Raw genomic sequence first — 16,036 nt, forward strand, 5'->3', positions numbered from 1 at the left:
AAAAGTCATTTTTTGAAAATCATCCAGCTGTTTTATGTAAAGCGAGAGTACGTCTACATTTAAAACCCAGGAAATTCAATTTCCTGGGTTTTTGTTTTGCTTCAATTGTTTATCACTAAGTGCTGAAGGAGTTGATTATTTCTTACTTCAACCTGTCTCTTTAAACTTACTCTTTATGCTCAAGGAGCAGTGGGGAGGTGGATTCGATTGCTTGTTTTCGTTTGAAAAATGCAGCCATTTGAACCAGGATACGAGGAACTATTTGCCATTTTTTCCATGCTTGGACACGGGTGTCGATGAGTTGCTTGGCTAGACGTTCCAGCATTTCCCGCTCGGTGGGGTCTAGGTCCTGAGCATTTTGAAAGATATCTTTGATCTTGGAGAAATTTTTCAAGTTCATCAAATCGTTTATTGAAGTAATGCCTGCATCCAAGAAGAGGCCAAAGAAGGTATCGAAAAATTTCTTGAGTTGGCTATCAGGGACTTCTTGTACCCACTGTTTTAAGGTTTGGTCCATCTGTTGACTATCGGGACTGGTTTGATCCAGTGTCACAAATCCATCCTTTTCAACCATCCAAGTAAAGGCGTCATGCTGGGCAAATCCACCAAAAGCTCGACTTTTAACAATCGTAGCAGGCTCTGGGACTTCCAGCATCATGCCAACAATGGATCCTTGTGGGACGAAGCGATGAATGAGGTGTGCGATTCGTTGATAGCCCTCCGTTTCGATAATGGCCTTGTTGAGGCCAGGCGCGTCGTAACAGTAGATGGCGTCGACCTTTTCAATCAGATGATCTGGAAGGTAAGAGCAGGCGTAGGCTGCGAGATTGCCCCCTTTGGAGTGGCCGGCTACCATAAAGCGTCCTTTAGGAAATTCCTTCATGACATGTTGTAGGTAGCTGGCTGCACGCCTCTGAGATGGGACATGGTCCATATAGGTCATGTGGAAGTCTTCCTTCCAGCCGATCAAGGTATCATCCGTCCCTCTGAAGACAACTAAATAAACATCCATGGTAAGACGATAGGTCATAGCCGCAAACTGCTTCTGAACATCGGGGTCATATTCGTCGACATAGTTAAGAAGTTTGACATTCTTAAAGCGTTTGGATGTAGCTAGGATATCGACTAATTGCAGGTGTTTGTCTGTCACGATGAAATCTGTGGTTCGATCGACTAGCTCTACTGCATCAGATAAGCGGACTTCAATATTGGTCGTATCCCCTTGAGGCACGATCCGATCAAAAGGAAGATAGGTCAGCTCTGTCAGTGCCAGGACATCGAGTTCCTTAAAAGGGCGATCGTAGATGGAATCATAGGCGACATAGTCTAGATAATCAAAAATCGTGGACATGAGATTCTCCTTTGTATCTGTATGTTCAGTATAGCATAAAATACCTGAAAAGCCCCTCAGTAAAAATAGGAAATTGACGAAAGGAGTTACCTGTAAGTTGAGATGGCGAAAAATATGTATGCTCCTTGGATAATTTGATATAATGAAAGGGTAATACTCTAGTAAGAAAGAGAAGGAAAGAGCATGCACAAAATTCTTCTTGTCGAAGATGATGAAACCATTCGCCAACAAGTGAAGAAAATCATGGAGCAGTGGGGCTTTGAAGTTATTGCAGTTGATGACTTTATGGATGTATTGGGGACCTTCGTCCAGACCAATCCTCATCTGATTCTGATGGATATTGGCCTTCCTCTTTATAATGGCTACCATTGGTGCCAGGAAATTCGTAAGGTGTCTAAGGTCCCTATCATGTTTTTATCCTCACGAGATCAAGCTATGGACATCGTCATGGCTATCAATATGGGAGGCGATGACTATGTGACCAAGCCATTTGATCCCAATGTCCTTCTGGCAAAAATTCAGGGTCTCCTTCGCCGCTCTTATGAGTTTGGAACTGATCAAGATTTGTTAGAACACCGGGGCGCTATCCTCAATCTCAAATCCATGGATCTGGTCTACGAGGGAGAGGTGGTTAATTTGACCAAAAATGAATTTCAAATTCTTCGCATCCTTTTTGAAAAAGCTGGAAGTGTAGTGGCTCGGGATGATCTAATGAAGGAATTGTGGAACAGTGATTTCTTTATTGATGATAACACCCTCTCGGTCAATGTAGCTAGACTTCGGAAGAAACTCGAAGAAGCAGGACTGGAACATTTTATCGAAACGAAAAAAGGTATAGGATACGGGTTGAGCAATGGATAATCGATTCTTATTTGTCAAACATTATCTGATTTCTCACCGTCGCTATCTCTATTTAATTGGGTTACTCCTTTCATCCCTGGTCTTGTTTGCCTATATATTCGAAGGCTACCGCAATTTTCTCCTTTACCTGACAGGAATTTTGGCTTTTTTGAGTCTTCTTCTGGTCATTTGGGATGCTGTAGCTGGGTATCAGGCCTGTCGGAAGGAAGTGCTCTATGGGGAGGGACTACCTGAGACCCCTCTAGAATTGGTCTTGAGTCAGAAACTAGCAACCAGTCAGCAAGCCCAACGTGAGCAGACAACGGTGAGTCTAGAGACCTACAATGACCTGATGGATTACTATACCCTCTGGGTCCACCAGATTAAGACGCCCATTGCGGCCAGCCAACTCTTAGTTAAAAATATAGAAGACAGCGAGCTGAGACAACAAATGGAGCAGGAGCTCTTTAAGATTGATTCCTATGCCAATGTGGTCCTCCAGTATCTGAGACTCGAAAGCTTTCACGATGATTTGGTTCTTAAGCGTGTTCCACTCGAAGAGCTGGTCAAAGAAGTCGTGCGAAAGTATGCCATCTTCTTTATTCAAAAGGGCTTGACGGTGGATCTGCATGACTTAGATGTCGCCGTCATTACCGATCGCAAGTGGCTCTTGGTCATCATCGAGCAATTGCTGTCTAATAGCCTTAAGTATACCAGCACTGGCGGGATTGAGATCTATTTCAAAGACCAGACCCTTTATATGAAAGATAGTGGGATTGGAATAAAGGATAGCGATATACTCCGTGTCTTTGAGCGGGGATTCTCCGGCTACAATGGGCATTTGACCCAGCAATCTTCTGGACTAGGCCTCTATCTGTCTAAAAAGATTGCCGATCAGCTAGGGCACCAACTCCAGATGACGTCTCAAGTCGGCCAAGGGACGACTGTTGCTATACGTTTTGAAGAGAAGAAGTTGGTCATGGATTAGGAGAATTCGTCGGTACCTAATGATTCTCTCCCTAAGCTTCTCTTTTATTTGAAAATGACAAAAATGTAAGATTTAATTTTAAAAATGAAAGGTTAGGTTATGGTGACCGCCTTTTATTTTTTATACAATAGTCTCATCAAATAAAGGAGGTCAAGAAAATGAAACTCTTGAAATGGATGAAAGAACCCAAAAAGATTAAGAAACCAAATAAGAAAACCGATTTGGAAAAGGCGGAATTTGGTCGCCAAGTCCTACAACAAACCCAAGAATTTTTCTTGATCTACTAGTATAAGGAGAAAAGTATGTCATTACTAGACGTTCAACATATCAAAAAAATCTACAAAACCCGCTTTCAAGGGACGCAGGTTGAAGCCTTAAAGGATATTCACTTCACTGTTGAAAAAGGGGAGTATGTCGCCATCATGGGGGAATCAGGATCTGGGAAATCGACCCTCCTCAATATCTTAGCCATGCTGGACCAGCCGACGGAAGGACGAGTCTACCTCAATGGCACCGATACCTCGACCATCAAGAACAAGGACGCTTCGAGCTTCCGTCGGGAAAAACTAGGCTTTGTCTTTCAAGACTTCAACCTGCTCGACACCTTGTCCGTCAAGGACAATATCCTCTTACCTTTGGTCCTTTCTCGCAGACCCGTCAAGGAAATGATGAGCAAGGTTGATAGCGTGAGTCGAGAGTTGGGCATTCACCAACTTCTAGAGAAATATCCTTACGAAATTTCTGGTGGGCAAAAACAACGGGTGGCTGTAGCACGGGCCATCATCACCTCACCTGAAATTCTCCTTGCTGATGAGCCAACAGGGGCGCTGGATTCCAAGTCTTCGGCTGCTTTACTAGATGTCTTTGAAGATATCAATACCATGGGGCAAACCATTCTTATGGTGACCCACTCAACCGCAGCGGCAGCTCGGGCCAAGCGCGTGCTCTTTATCAAGGACGGGATTCTCTACAACCAGATCTTCCGCGGGGAAAAGACAGAGCGTCAGATGTTCCAAGAAATCTCGGATACCCTAACGGTCATGGCAAGTGAGGTGGAGTAGATGTTTCGATTAACCACTAAATTAGCTTGCTCTAATCTGATCAAGAACCGCAAGCTTTATTATCCCTTTGCGATTGCAGTCATTCTCGCAGTGACCATCGCCTACCTCTTTGACTCCCTGACCTTTAATCCCCATATTTCAAAACTTCGAGGGGGATCTCCCATGCTCTTCACCCTAGGCTTGGGACTGTTTGTGGTCAACGCTGCGGGGGCCATCATTGTGCTCTATGCCAATAGCTTCGTCATGAAAAACCGCTCCAAGGAACTGGGGATCTACAGCATGCTGGGCCTTGAGAAGCGCCATCTCATCAGCATGATTTTCAAGGAACTCTTGATCTTTGGCTTTTTGACTATCTCAAGCGGAGTGTTGATCGGGGCTCTCTTTGACAAGCTGATCTTTGCCTTTCTCTTGAAACTCATGAAGATGAAGGTCCAGCTGGTATCCACCTTCCAACCTGGGATTGTCATCTTGGTCTTTGTCACCTTTGGTCTCATCTTTGGCCTCCTAGTTTTTCTCAATGCTTGGCGAATTCTCCGTTTGAATGCCCTGCAGTTGACGCGTGAGAAGGCTAGTGGTGAAAAGAAATCCCGCTTCTTGTGGCCCCAAACCATCCTGGGTTTAGTTTCTCTTAGTTTTGGCTACTACCTGGCTTTGTCAGTCAAAGACCCATTGTCTGCGATTGTGATTTTCTTTCTAGCGGTTGTCTTGGTCATGATCGGAACCTACCTGCTCTTTAATGCTGGGATCACCGTCTTCTTGCATCTGCTTAAGAAAAAGAAGGGCTATTATTACCAACCCAACAATATGATCTCGGTCTCTAACCTCATCTATCGCATGAAGAAAAATGCAGTGGGACTTGCGACTATTGCCATCCTCTCAACCATGGTGCTAGTGACCATCTCTGCTGCGACCAACATCTATGTTGGTGGCGAAATGGTCAAGAAAATTATGGCTCCTCATGATTTCTCTGTCCAAGGAAAAGGGGTAGACCTGGAGCAAATCAATCAGAAATTTGATGAATTTGCTTCTGAGCACCAGCTTGAAATCAAGAATCGTGACCTGATGACCTATGCCAACTTTGGAATCAAATCCCAAAAGGGCACAGACTTTACGGTCTATCCAGCTGACGAACGCAGCGTCACTCCCAAAACCGTCTTTATGGTCTTTGACGCAGCTAGCTATGAGCAGATGACAGGAGAAGAGGCCGATCTGACTGGCAACCAAGTTATCCTCTTTGCTCATAACGAGGCTCTCAAAGGCCAAAAGCAGTTTACTATCAATGGCCAAGACTTCCAAGTAAAGGAAGAAGTGACCAAGGATTTTATCACAGATCACTTGCCCAACATGTATAACATGCTGACGGAGGATTTCAATTACCTAATCGTTCCAGATCTCTCAGCCTTTATCGCCCAATTTCCAAATCTTGCCATCTATACCAATATCTATGGTGGATTCAATGTCAATGTCGGTGAAGACCAGCAACTCAAGCTGGCAGCTAGCTATGATAAGATGATCGATGAATTGAGCAGTCAACAGGGCCAAGGAACATTTGTCTATGGAGGTAACCGAGCCAATGATGTGGCAGAGTTGAATAGCCTCTTTGGTGGCATCTTCTTTATCGGGATTTTCTTGTCACTGATCTTTATGGTCGGAACGGTCATCGTCATCTACTACAAGCAAATCTCGGAAGGTTATGAAGACCGTGACCGCTTCGTCATCCTCCAACAGGTGGGGCTTGATGAAAACGAGGTCAAACGGACTATCAACCGTCAAGTGCGGACCGTCTTCTTCCTTCCCCTCATCTTTGCCTTTGTCCACCTGGCCTTTGCCTATCATATGATTCGTCTCATTCTCAAAGTGCTCGGTGTCATCAATAGTGGCCAAGTCCTCATCGTGACCCTCAGTGTCTGTGCCGTCTTTCTCGTCACCTACCTGATCGTCTTTTGGATCACCTCTCGGAGTTACCGTAAGATTGTGCAGATTTAGGAAAAGAGAAGCTCAAATCATATTGGAAACTTTCCTTAGGTGAGTACGGACGTCAGCGAACTTCGAAGAAGTTCCATGACTAATTATTGAGCCTAAGGTCTCAATAATTCCGAGTGCCTGAAACATAATTATTTCAGGCACTTTTCTCACAGCGGAAAGTTTCAATATACTCTAATAATAATCAGATATTATTTGGATATTTTTGCACAATAATCCAGCATAGGTTATTCAAAGAAAAGAATTGTCAATTTTTTTAGCTTGCTCATAGCGGGCTTTTTTGTACGAAAACCGACTGCGATTGTTTTTGTTTTTCAAAGGGATACACAAAAAAGACTGAACCCGTAGAGTTCAGTCTTTGTTCACTTTCTATTAAAGTGATGTAAGGAAAGTCAATCCCCCTAGGATGACACCTGCCGAATTCGGAATGATCAAAATCCAGTCTTTTTTAGGTTCCTTTGTCCAACCATAAATGACCCAGATCAAGCAAGAAATAGCAGCTGACAAGGGTTGGAAAGGTTGGGCCTTATTTCCCTGTAAATTAGCAATAATTTGTGGGATGTAGGCAATGAAAACGATAATCCCAATAAAGGCACCGATCGAGCCAACGATTTGGTTGATTTTTTGTTTATTCATAAAATTTTACCTCTGTGTATCAAAATAGCATAAGTAGGAAGAAAATGCAATTAATTTGCATGCTACGCAAAATGAAAACGATCACATTTGTAAAAGAATTAGACAAAGTGTCAAAAAATGGCAACTAGAGAGAAAATTCACTCAAAAAGAAATCCATCTTCCTGCAAAATCACAAGATTGTGACACTTTACAGTTCGGTAACAGTTGAAAAAAGTACTTGAATTTTAAGAGGACAAGCGTTAGAATAGTGCGTACTTAAAAAATGAAAGGTATTTTGAAAATGAATGAAAAACAAATGAAAATTCTTGGTTGGGTTGCAACCTTTATGTCTGTGATGATGTATGTGTCTTACTTCCCACAAATCATGGATAACCTCGCTGGTCACAAAGGAAACTTTGTCCAACCTTTAGTTGCCGCTATCAACTGTAGCCTTTGGGTCTATTATGGACTCTTCAAAAAAGAACGCGATATCCCACTTGCTGCAGCCAATGCACCAGGGATCATCTTTGGTTTGATCACAGCCATCACAGCTTTATAAGAAGAAACTAGCTCCCGCAAGGAAGCTAGTTTTTTAATACCTTACAGAAATGTAAGAAATCAGGGTAAAAATGAAAGGTTAGCTTATTGTAGATCTCTCTCCAAATGGTTACAATAGAGGTGTAAAAAGTTTTATGGAAGTCAATCGTATAACTAGATGGAAATGGAGAATAAAAATGGCCTTATTAGATGTACAACATGTGAAAAAAATCTACAAAACCCGCTTTCAAGGGACGCAGGTCGAAGCATTGAAAGATATTCACTTCACCGTGGAAAAAGGGGAGTACGTCGCCATCATGGGGGAATCAGGCTCCGGGAAATCGACCCTTCTCAATATCCTAGCCATGCTGGACCAGCCGACCGAAGGGCGGGTCTACCTCAACGGGACTGACACCTCAACCATCAAGAACAAGGATGCTTCAAGCTTCCGTCGGGAAAAACTAGGCTTTGTCTTTCAAGACTTCAACCTGCTGGATACCTTGTCCGTCAAGGACAATATCCTTCTCCCTCTAGTCCTCTCACGCAGACCGGTCAAGGAAATGATGAGTAAGGTCGATAGCGTCAGTCGGGAGTTGGGCATTCACCAGCTCTTAGAAAAATACCCTTACGAGATCTCTGGTGGGCAAAAGCAACGGGTGGCTGTAGCACGGGCCATTATCACCTCACCTGAAATCCTTCTCGCTGATGAGCCAACAGGGGCGCTGGATTCTAAGTCTTCAGCTGCTTTGCTAGATGTCTTTGAAGATATCAATAGCATGGGCCAAACTATCCTCATGGTGACCCACTCAACTGCAGCGGCAGCGAGGGCTAAGCGCGTGCTCTTCATCAAGGATGGGATCCTTTACAACCAGATTTTCCGTGGGGAAAAAACAGAGCGTCAGATGTTCCAAGAAATCTCAGATACCTTGACGGTCATGGCGGGAAAGGAGGATCGTGATGTTTAAATTAACAAGTAAATTAGCTCTTTCCAACCTCAAACAAAATCGCAAGCTCTATTATCCCTTTGCCTTGGCTGTTATTTTAACGACTATGATCCTTTATAGTTTTATCGCCTTGTCATCGACCCCTCATTTAGAGGATTCTTACGGAGGGGGAGCGGCGAGAACTGTTCTTGGTTTTGGTAGTTTCGTTGTCCAATTAGTCGTCATCATTTTAGTGGCTTATGCCAATGGCTATGTCATGAAAAATCGTTCCAAAGAATTGGGACTGTACAGTGTTTTGGGGATGGAGAAGAAGCACCTTCTCGTCATGACCTTATGGGAACTGCTCTCCTTCTATGTTCTCACAGTTGGAGTAGGACTGGGCTTGGGACTCTTGTTTGATCGCTTGATTTTTGCCTTGCTCCTAAAATGTATGGGGCTACCAGTCGTCATTCAATCAACCTTCCAGATAGAGGCTGTTCTTAACACTTTACTTGGGTTAGCCTTAGCTTTTGGTCTCATTCTTTTGTTGAATTCTTTCCGTCTCTTGCGCTACAGTTCCCTCCACCTCATGCAACAGAAAAAAGCAGGAGAGAAGAAGGGACGCTTCTTGCTGGTCCAAACTCTGTTAGGACTTGGGCTCTTAGGAATTGCTTTTTATATAGCGCTAACCGTTGAGCGTCCGGTAGCGGCTGTTCAAGGATTCTTTATTGCTGTCATTTTGGTCATTCTGGCGACTTATCTCTTATTCAATGCAGGATCCATTACCTTCTTAAGATTTCTCAAAGGTCGGAAATCCTATTATTACAAGCCAGAGAATTTTATATCCGTCTCTAACTTAATAGCTCGGATGCGAAAAAATGCAGCGGGCCTCGCGACCATTAGTATTCTTTCCACCATGGTCTTGGTCACCTTAACCGGGTCGCTCAATATCTTTATTGGAGGGCAGAATTACCTAGATACTGTTTACCCTTCTGATTACATGATTAGTGTGGGGCATATGCCTTCAGATGCTGAGACAGAAACGGTTATTGAGGATGTTCAAGCCCAAATTAAGAAAACAGCCGATGTGACACATCTATCAGATTATCAGGTGGCACAGACAACATACTGGTCTGCTGAAATTCGAAAGATTGATGGAAGGAGCTTAGAGGTGTTTGAGCAGTCCTATCAAGAAGCTGATCAGGAGATGAAGACAGAGGGAACAGTCTACTTTTTTGATCAGGCAACTTACGAGCAACTAACGGGTCAAAAAGTTGAGCTTGGGGAAAATGAAATCCTAGCCTATGGGTATCAGTATCCTGGAAGATTAGACGCACAATTAGAAATCAATGGGAAGACCTTCACGATTAAACAAAAACTAGACTCCAACTTTATCCAAGGGAAGATCCCACAAAACGCCCTGTTTCAACACCAAATGGGCTTGTACCTTGTTCTTCCTGACTTGAACCAACTGGGTCTAAAAGTTGATAAGAATTTAGAATTCTCTATTAATGCCAAAAATAAAGACAACAAAGATTTTACTGGTGGCGTGACCAAAGAGCTGTATTCGACAGACAAAATGAGTCAATATGGTGCGACTTATTTTGGTGGATATGAACGATACAGTATAGAGAAGGAGTGGCGTGAAACAGCAGGGACTCTCCTCTTTATCGGGATTTTCCTATCAGTCATCTTTCTATTAGCTACAGTACTCGTCATTTACTACAAACAGATTTCAGAGGGTCATGAGGATCGGGATAATTTTGTGATCTTGCAACAAGTAGGATTGGACCAAAAGCAAACCGGCACCACCATTCGCAAACAGATTCTCACCGTCTTTTTCCTTCCTCTATTCTTCTCCTTCCTATACCTAGGAGTAGCCTACAAGATGATCGCGAAGATCGTAGCCATCTTAGGAGCGACCAATGCGGGCTTGGTCCTTCAAACAACTCTTTCTATCTGCGCTGTCTTTTTCATCTCTTATGTCCTCGTCTTTCTTCTAACTTCTAGAAGTTATCGGAAGATTGTCGTGCGATAGCGATGTCTCTGTCAAGGATTGAAAAATGAGACAAGTTGCTGAACAAAAAACACCGAGGATTTGATCCTCGGTGTTTTGACGTCAACCATTATTTGACGTGTTTTGCAAGTTCTTCTTGTGCTTTTTTATTGGTTTCTTCTTTTTCTTTCAACCAATTCTTATAAGCTTTGTCGTAGTCAGCCGTTGTGACTGTATCACTTTGTAATTCCATGTACTTGTAGTAGCTAGCCCCGTCTTTGATACCAATCAAGGAGAAGGCTTTTGTAAATGGTTTGATCTTCGTGATAGAAGGAACAGCACCTTTAGAGTAGACAGGAAGTGCAAAGGCATTGTCTGTCAACCAAGCTTGAGCAACAGCATATTTTTCATAACGAGTTTTGGTATCCAATTGTTCTGCATTGGCATCATCCAATAGTTGTTTGTACTCGTTCAAACCTAGTTTTTCAATTAGGGCTTGGTCAGTTGCCGGATTGATTCCCATACCTGCTAAGGCTGAACCATCGACTGGATTGAAGATATCCAAGTAAGTTGATGGATCTTGGAAGTCAGGTCCCCAACCAGCGATATCCATATCAAAGTCTTTTTGATCAGGACTTTGAGCGAAGTAGGTTGCATTGTCCGCATCTTCCGTAGACAATTTCTGAACATCCACGACAACATTTTCTTTTCCTAATGTTTTTTCGATGGAGTCTTTCATTGAATCAGCTTGTTGCACAATGCTAGCAGAAGACTGGTCAACCACATAGTCGATGTGGATTGGGAATTGAACACCTTGTGCTTGGAGCTCTTCTTTGGCTTTAGCAAATTGTGCTTTAGCCTTGTCCGCATTGAACATGCTATCTTGCGCATCAGCTAGGCTGACATCCTTCCAATCATCTCCTGTTGCAGCAAGTTTTTCTTCAACAACAGTACCGAAGTCTTTGTTGTCCACTTGCACAAATGTTGGAGGTACAAGAAGCGTACGAAGGGTTTTGCTAGCACCATCTTTCCCGTTTGATTGGGCACTTAGTGAAGTACGATCAAGGGCAAAGTTGATGGCTTGACGGAAGTTTTTGTTTTGAAGAGCTGTTTTGGTTTGGTTCTTCTGGTCGTCTGTTGTTTTCTCAGTATGACCGTAGTTTTGACGGTTTACGTTGAAGTAGACATAGTAGACAGTCGCATCTTGTGGTGAATAAACGATATTGTCCTTGAATTTTTTCTCAATGGTACTGAAGGTTGAGCTCGTTGGGAAGAGACGCGCAGTGGTCAAGTTTCCATCAGAGAAGTTACGAGCCAGGTAGTCTTGGTCAGAACCATCGAAGTAGGTCAATTTGATATCATCGATCTTCACATTGTCTTTGTCGTAGTAGTTCTCGTTCTTGGTGAACTCCATCAACGATTTTGAAGTGAAGGATTTCAAGTAGTAAGGACCGTTGTAGAGGATTCCAGAAGGTTTGACGCTACCAAAGTCTTTACCTGCAGACTTAAGGAATTTTTCATTGACGGGCATCATGGTCGAAGTTGTCAATTTAGAATTCCAGAAAGATTCAGGTTGAGCCAAAGTGTATTGGAGGGTATGGTCGTCAACAGCTTTGACTCCAACTTTAGAGAAGTCCGTATTTTTACCGGTGACATAGTCATCCAGGCCGGCTACTGAGTTTTGAACCAAGTAGAGGGCATCTGATTTGTTGTCCGCTACGTATTTCAGAGAAGTGACGAAGTCCTGTGCAGTGACATCTGCATATTCGTTCCCTTCTGAGTCATACCATTTTGCATCTTTACGAAGTTTGTAAGTATAAGTCAATCCATCCTTAGAAACAGACCAATCTTCTGCTAGGGCAGGGACCAAGTTACCGTATTGGTCGTTTTCAAAAAGTCCATCTACTAAATTAGTTGTGACATCACTTGTTGTTGAACGGTTTGAAAGGAGGTAGTTCAAAGAGTCTGGATCAGTGCTATACACGTATGAAAAAGTGTTCGTCTGAGAAGACTTTGCAGATGATCCACAAGAAGCAAGGAACAGGGCTGAAGCAGCCGTGACACCTGCAAGGAAAGCTAGTTTAGATTTTTTCATCACTTATCTCCTTTAATAAAGATTTTGTATTATTATACACCTTTTTTTATAAAAAGCAAATTTTTTTTGAAATTAATTGTATATTTAGTCATAATGTTCGTTTTTATAGAGTTTCATGCAGTATTTTTAACTATTATGCTTTACAAACTAGCTAAGGAGGAGTATACTAATAATGAAAGGACTAGTATGTAAAACAAACTAGCCAAAAAGAGGCGGTATAGAAGGGGGAGCAGGATGAAAGAGTCGCAATTGCTCAAGGGTGTCCTGGAAGGTTGTGTTTTAGAAATTATTTCAAAAAAATCTATTTATGGCTATGAATTGATCCAAAGTCTCAAGGAAACCGGCTTCGATAAGATAGTTGCGGGGACCGTTTATCCCTTGCTTCAGAAGCTAGAGAAGCAGGGAGTCATCGTAGGAGAGATGAGGCCCTCTCCGGGTGGACCTGATCGCAAATATTTCTCTCTAACCATGGAAGGAAGAGAGCGCCTAGAGGAATTTTGGTACCAGTGGCAGGATCTGGTCATTAAAGTAGAACGCGTGAAAAAGGAGGGGGAAGCATGATCGAAGATTATACAGAAAAAATGTCAGCCGAATTGATGAACCTAAATAAGGACAATCAATCCTATATGAAAAAAATGATAGCTTATATTGGAGTGAAGTCCTATTTTTATGATGATGAGCTACTGGGTGAACAGCTCTACAATATGGTTTGCGATTTAAAAGTTGCTGAGAAAGAGGGCAATCGGGCAGTGGATTATTTTGGAAAGGATCCAAGGGCCATGATGGACCAAGTTCTCTCGGAGTTACCTAGACGCAGGCTAGGTTCTTATGTGGGGTTATTCTTGATTCTTGGAACGATTTTCGTTGGCATGCGGTTTGTAATGGATTTTGCCTGGATGCTGCCACTAGTGATTGCTCCCTTAACATACCTGCTAGATCTACTTATTTTCTTTGTGTACAGTCAATTTATGATGTGGCTTTGGTCCAAGCAGAGCTATGGGGAAATCAAGTGGCCTTGGGCTCTTGTTATCAGTGTGATTAGTTTGATCCTGTCTCCTAGGATAGAGCGCGTGTTTTCTGACCATTTGAGTCTGAATCGAAGTATCCTTTTGCCAGATGGTTGGGCGATTGTTCTGGCTTTTCTGGTTCTTCTTGGATTTACGATCATGACCTATAGAAATCAGGGACGGCTTGCTGTTAGCCTACTGGTCATGGGAGTGACTTTCTTTGTAACTGGATGCTGTGTTCGCTTTGTGAATCCAGGAACTGCTAATTTATTACGCTGGCTACTCCCTCTGATAGGACTAGTCTTGTCCTTCATTGTATTTCGTCTCCAAAGAAAGGGGGAAACATCATGACATCAGCTATTTATTATGAAGAAACGCAGGCTTTGGTTCAAACTTTTAGCCTGGAGGACCAAGCTTATTTCCAAGATCTCTGGGATTATTTCAATTTTGCTGGCTTCTTATATGAGGAAAAAGCTTTAAGAGAGCAGGTCTATAATCTAGCGCTTGATTTTGCGCAAGCAAGTGGAGATGGATTGACGGCCAAGGACTATTTTGGACAGGATCCTAAGGGAATGGCAGACCTAATCATTGAGAATATGCCTAAAGAATCTACGCGGTCTGTTCTGAAGTATGGGGCGATTGTCTCGGGAATTGTGATTTTTTATCGCCTTTTAAGTGAGTTTGCCTCGCAAGCAGTCCTGGTTCTTAAGCCCCTCGTCTATCTAACGGATAGTATTTTGGGACTTTTAGCCGTTGGGTTACTATTTTATCTCCTACGTCGCCTTATTTTTGCAGAAGAAAAGTTAAAAAAAGCACTCTATGTGGCAGTCGTTCTCGTCCTTGGGATCTATTTCATCAGTGAAATAGTAGGGGTCCGTTTCTTGCCAACTCTAGGTTGGTTGACGGTACCTAGTCCATGGGATACCTTCATCATGACAGGGGCTAGTGCAGGACTTATCCTCTGGCAGTGGAAAGAGGAGTTTGCTCGTGCCTTCATCTTTCCTATTCTGGCCTTCTTAGTTGTGGGATTCTTGCATCGTTGGACTTTGGCCCAAGGGATTCAGAATTCTAGCATGACCATCATTTTGCCGACGGTGATCATCGTTATAGGATTGATGATTTACTATTGGTTCACGATTCGTGCCTTGAAAAAGAACAAGACAGAACATGCAGAATAGAGTGAAAAGGGGGAGGAAGCTCCTCCTTTTTGCTGTTGAAAAGCAACGAGCAAGCTTGATTTTTGTTATAATGAAAGGGAGTATGAATCAAAGGAGAAGATCATGACATTTGAAGAAATCTTGCCTGGACTAAAGGCAAAAAAGAAGTATGTACGTACTGGTTGGGGTGGTGCTGAGAACTATGTCCAACTCTTTGATACCATCGAGCAAAATGGAGTGGCTCTGGAAGTGACCCCTTATTTCCTCATTAACGTTTCTGGTGAGGGCGAAGGCTTTTCCATGTGGAGTCCAACTCCTTGTGATGTCTTAGCGACAGATTGGGTGGAAGTCCATGACTAGACAGGTCTTGATTACGGGCGTGAGTTCCGGGATCGGTCTGGCTCAAGCTCGCCTCTTTCTAGAAAAGGGCTACCAGGTTTATGGCGTGGATCAGGGAGCTGATCCCCAATTGGCTGGTGATTTTCACTTCTTGCAGCGGGACTTAACTCTTGATTTGACGCCGATTTTTGACTGGTGTCCTGAGGTCGACGTCTTGTGCAATACGGCTGGGGTCTTGGATGACTACAAACCGCTCCTTGAGCAAAGCGCTCAAGAGATTCAGGAGAGCTTTGAGATCAACTATGTGACTCCGGTAGAGCTGACACGGCATTATCTGACTCAAATGTTGGATAAGAAGCAAGGAATCATCATCAACATGTGCTCCATTGCTTCTAACCTAGCGGGAGGCGGTGGTCACGCTTATACCTCCTCCAAGCATGCTCTAGCAGGCTTTACCAAACAGCTGGCGTTGGATTATGCAGAATCTGGCATTCAAGTCTTTGGCATTGCTCCTGGGGCCGTTAAAACAGGCATGACCGCAGCGGATTTTGAACCAGGAGGTTTAGCAGACTGGGTAGCCAGTGAAACGCCTATCAAACGCTGGATTGAGCCAGAGGAAGTGGCAGAAGTCAGTCTCTTTTTGGCTAGTGGGAAGGCCTCTGCCATGCAGGGACAAATCCTGACGATTGATGGTGGCTGGAGTTTGAAATAGAGAACTGAGAAAGCAGGAGGTTAAAGCATGCACGAATATGATTTTGGTTTTTCCTTGCCGAAAGGATATCAGGCATTTCTTGATGACTTAGGGGATCAGCCAGGTTATGACATTGGTGAGACAGGTATTTACCTCTATGCTAAAGAGGATCTTACCGAACGCAATCAAACCTACCAGATTGATGAGGATGAACCAGATTTCTTTATGATCGGTCAAGATGGGGATCTGGCCTATTTCCTCAAAAAGAATGGGGACGATAGCATTTATGAAAATGATCTAGGTGCGCTAGGTTCTCTCGAAATGCAAAAGGTAGCTGAATCAATTGCAGACTTTATTAATCAGATCTTGCAGGAGGAGTAAGATAGAACATAGAAAGGAGACTGAGAAATCGAGTTGCAAATAGCTAGTCGATTTACTCAGTCTTTTTTAAAA

At 43.2% G+C, this 16,036-nt stretch carries 17 protein-coding genes; 14 read left to right on the plus strand and 3 right to left on the minus strand.

Annotation, left to right across the window (positions count from 1 at the left end):
- Positions 1-166 precede the first annotated feature (166 nt).
- Positions 167-1,351, minus strand: a complete 1,185-nt coding sequence (locus tag ADH27_RS02680; protein ID WP_048715474.1) for a DUF2974 domain-containing protein — start codon at positions 1,349-1,351, stop codon at positions 167-169.
- Positions 1,352-1,534: 183 nt separating this feature from the next.
- Here ADH27_RS02680 and ADH27_RS02685 point away from each other — a divergent pair, with 183 nt between their 5' ends.
- The 5 genes from ADH27_RS02685 to ADH27_RS02700 all read left to right on the plus strand — a co-directional run bounded on the left by ADH27_RS02685 (position 1,535) and on the right by ADH27_RS02700 (position 6,226).
- A complete protein-coding gene (locus tag ADH27_RS02685) occupies positions 1,535-2,212 on the plus strand; it encodes a response regulator transcription factor (RefSeq protein WP_006596753.1) in 678 nt (225 codons plus the stop codon).
- Positions 2,205-3,179, plus strand: coding sequence for a sensor histidine kinase (locus ADH27_RS02690; protein ID WP_048715476.1), 975 nt, complete (start codon positions 2,205-2,207; stop codon positions 3,177-3,179). The genes ADH27_RS02685 and ADH27_RS02690 overlap by 8 nt, the downstream gene beginning before the upstream one ends.
- A 158-nt stretch (positions 3,180-3,337) precedes the next feature.
- Positions 3,338-3,466 carry a hypothetical protein gene (locus ADH27_RS10485; protein ID WP_023022528.1) on the plus strand — a complete coding sequence of 43 codons (129 nt, stop codon included), beginning with the start codon at positions 3,338-3,340 and terminating at the stop codon, positions 3,464-3,466.
- 15 nt (positions 3,467-3,481) lie between these two features.
- Entirely contained in the window at positions 3,482-4,240 is a 759-nt protein-coding gene (locus tag ADH27_RS02695; protein WP_006596750.1) for an ABC transporter ATP-binding protein, read from the plus strand.
- Positions 4,241-6,226: an FtsX-like permease family protein gene (locus ADH27_RS02700; RefSeq protein WP_048715478.1), complete on the plus strand. Its 1,986-nt coding sequence runs from the start codon at positions 4,241-4,243 to the stop codon at positions 6,224-6,226. It abuts the gene before it with no gap.
- A gap of 369 nt (positions 6,227-6,595) precedes the next feature.
- Here the strand turns inward: ADH27_RS02700 and ADH27_RS02705 are convergent, their stop codons facing one another.
- On the minus strand, positions 6,596-6,859 hold the full coding sequence (locus ADH27_RS02705; protein ID WP_003012241.1) for a SemiSWEET family transporter: 264 nt from the start codon (positions 6,857-6,859) through the stop codon (positions 6,596-6,598).
- Positions 6,860-7,139: 280 nt separating this feature from the next.
- Here ADH27_RS02705 and ADH27_RS02710 point away from each other — a divergent pair, with 280 nt between their 5' ends.
- The 3 genes from ADH27_RS02710 (at position 7,140) to ADH27_RS02720 (ending at position 10,336) form a co-directional block, all read left to right on the plus strand.
- Positions 7,140-7,397, plus strand: a complete 258-nt coding sequence (locus tag ADH27_RS02710) for a SemiSWEET family transporter (RefSeq protein WP_003006102.1) — start codon at positions 7,140-7,142, stop codon at positions 7,395-7,397.
- A gap of 175 nt (positions 7,398-7,572) precedes the next feature.
- Positions 7,573-8,340, plus strand: a complete 768-nt coding sequence (locus ADH27_RS02715) for an ABC transporter ATP-binding protein (RefSeq protein WP_048715480.1) — start codon at positions 7,573-7,575, stop codon at positions 8,338-8,340.
- A complete protein-coding gene (locus ADH27_RS02720; RefSeq protein ID WP_048715482.1) occupies positions 8,333-10,336 on the plus strand; it encodes an FtsX-like permease family protein in 2,004 nt (667 codons plus the stop codon). Before ADH27_RS02715 ends, ADH27_RS02720 begins: the two co-directional genes overlap by 8 nt.
- A gap of 88 nt (positions 10,337-10,424) precedes the next feature.
- Here the strand turns inward: ADH27_RS02720 and ADH27_RS02725 are convergent, their stop codons facing one another.
- Positions 10,425-12,389, minus strand: coding sequence for a peptide ABC transporter substrate-binding protein (locus ADH27_RS02725; protein WP_048715484.1), 1,965 nt, complete (start codon positions 12,387-12,389; stop codon positions 10,425-10,427).
- Positions 12,390-12,623: 234 nt separating this feature from the next.
- Between ADH27_RS02725 and ADH27_RS02730 the strand changes: the two genes are divergently transcribed.
- The 6 genes from ADH27_RS02730 to ADH27_RS02755 all read left to right on the plus strand — a co-directional run bounded on the left by ADH27_RS02730 (position 12,624) and on the right by ADH27_RS02755 (position 15,964).
- Entirely contained in the window at positions 12,624-12,950 is a 327-nt protein-coding gene (locus ADH27_RS02730; RefSeq protein ID WP_048715486.1) for a PadR family transcriptional regulator, read from the plus strand.
- Positions 12,947-13,747 carry a hypothetical protein gene (locus ADH27_RS02735; RefSeq protein WP_048715488.1) on the plus strand — a complete coding sequence of 267 codons (801 nt, stop codon included), beginning with the start codon at positions 12,947-12,949 and terminating at the stop codon, positions 13,745-13,747. The genes ADH27_RS02730 and ADH27_RS02735 overlap by 4 nt, the downstream gene beginning before the upstream one ends.
- Positions 13,744-14,574 (plus strand): hypothetical protein, encoded by an 831-nt coding sequence (locus ADH27_RS02740; RefSeq protein WP_048715490.1) that lies wholly within the window; start codon positions 13,744-13,746, stop codon positions 14,572-14,574. Before ADH27_RS02735 ends, ADH27_RS02740 begins: the two co-directional genes overlap by 4 nt.
- A 102-nt stretch (positions 14,575-14,676) precedes the next feature.
- On the plus strand, positions 14,677-14,913 hold the full coding sequence (locus ADH27_RS02745) for a DUF2829 domain-containing protein (protein ID WP_000141913.1): 237 nt from the start codon (positions 14,677-14,679) through the stop codon (positions 14,911-14,913).
- Complete coding sequence (locus tag ADH27_RS02750; protein ID WP_048715492.1) at positions 14,906-15,604, plus strand: 3-oxoacyl-ACP reductase; 699 nt, start codon at positions 14,906-14,908, stop codon at positions 15,602-15,604. Before ADH27_RS02745 ends, ADH27_RS02750 begins: the two co-directional genes overlap by 8 nt.
- Positions 15,605-15,631: 27 nt before the next feature.
- Positions 15,632-15,964 (plus strand): SMI1/KNR4 family protein, encoded by a 333-nt coding sequence (locus ADH27_RS02755; RefSeq protein WP_048715495.1) that lies wholly within the window; start codon positions 15,632-15,634, stop codon positions 15,962-15,964.
- The last annotated feature ends 72 nt before the right edge of the window (positions 15,965-16,036 follow it).

This window comes from Streptococcus sp. 343_SSPC, from assembly GCF_001072385.1.
Lineage (GTDB): Bacteria > Bacillota > Bacilli > Lactobacillales > Streptococcaceae > Streptococcus.

Coding starts and splice junctions, on each gene's coding strand:
- ADH27_RS02680 (WP_048715474.1), bottom strand. CDS start 1,351: ATGTCCACGATTTTTGATTATCTAGACTATGTCGCCTATGATTCCATC.
- ADH27_RS02685 (WP_006596753.1), top strand. CDS start 1,535: ATGCACAAAATTCTTCTTGTCGAAGATGATGAAACCATTCGCCAACAA.
- ADH27_RS02690 (WP_048715476.1), top strand. CDS start 2,205: ATGGATAATCGATTCTTATTTGTCAAACATTATCTGATTTCTCACCGT.
- ADH27_RS10485 (WP_023022528.1), top strand. CDS start 3,338: ATGAAACTCTTGAAATGGATGAAAGAACCCAAAAAGATTAAGAAACCA.
- ADH27_RS02695 (WP_006596750.1), top strand. CDS start 3,482: ATGTCATTACTAGACGTTCAACATATCAAAAAAATCTACAAAACCCGC.
- ADH27_RS02700 (WP_048715478.1), top strand. CDS start 4,241: ATGTTTCGATTAACCACTAAATTAGCTTGCTCTAATCTGATCAAGAAC.
- ADH27_RS02705 (WP_003012241.1), bottom strand. CDS start 6,859: ATGAATAAACAAAAAATCAACCAAATCGTTGGCTCGATCGGTGCCTTT.
- ADH27_RS02710 (WP_003006102.1), top strand. CDS start 7,140: ATGAATGAAAAACAAATGAAAATTCTTGGTTGGGTTGCAACCTTTATG.
- ADH27_RS02715 (WP_048715480.1), top strand. CDS start 7,573: ATGGCCTTATTAGATGTACAACATGTGAAAAAAATCTACAAAACCCGC.
- ADH27_RS02720 (WP_048715482.1), top strand. CDS start 8,333: ATGTTTAAATTAACAAGTAAATTAGCTCTTTCCAACCTCAAACAAAAT.
- ADH27_RS02725 (WP_048715484.1), bottom strand. CDS start 12,389: ATGAAAAAATCTAAACTAGCTTTCCTTGCAGGTGTCACGGCTGCTTCA.
- ADH27_RS02730 (WP_048715486.1), top strand. CDS start 12,624: ATGAAAGAGTCGCAATTGCTCAAGGGTGTCCTGGAAGGTTGTGTTTTA.
- ADH27_RS02735 (WP_048715488.1), top strand. CDS start 12,947: ATGATCGAAGATTATACAGAAAAAATGTCAGCCGAATTGATGAACCTA.
- ADH27_RS02740 (WP_048715490.1), top strand. CDS start 13,744: ATGACATCAGCTATTTATTATGAAGAAACGCAGGCTTTGGTTCAAACT.
- ADH27_RS02745 (WP_000141913.1), top strand. CDS start 14,677: ATGACATTTGAAGAAATCTTGCCTGGACTAAAGGCAAAAAAGAAGTAT.
- ADH27_RS02750 (WP_048715492.1), top strand. CDS start 14,906: ATGACTAGACAGGTCTTGATTACGGGCGTGAGTTCCGGGATCGGTCTG.
- ADH27_RS02755 (WP_048715495.1), top strand. CDS start 15,632: ATGCACGAATATGATTTTGGTTTTTCCTTGCCGAAAGGATATCAGGCA.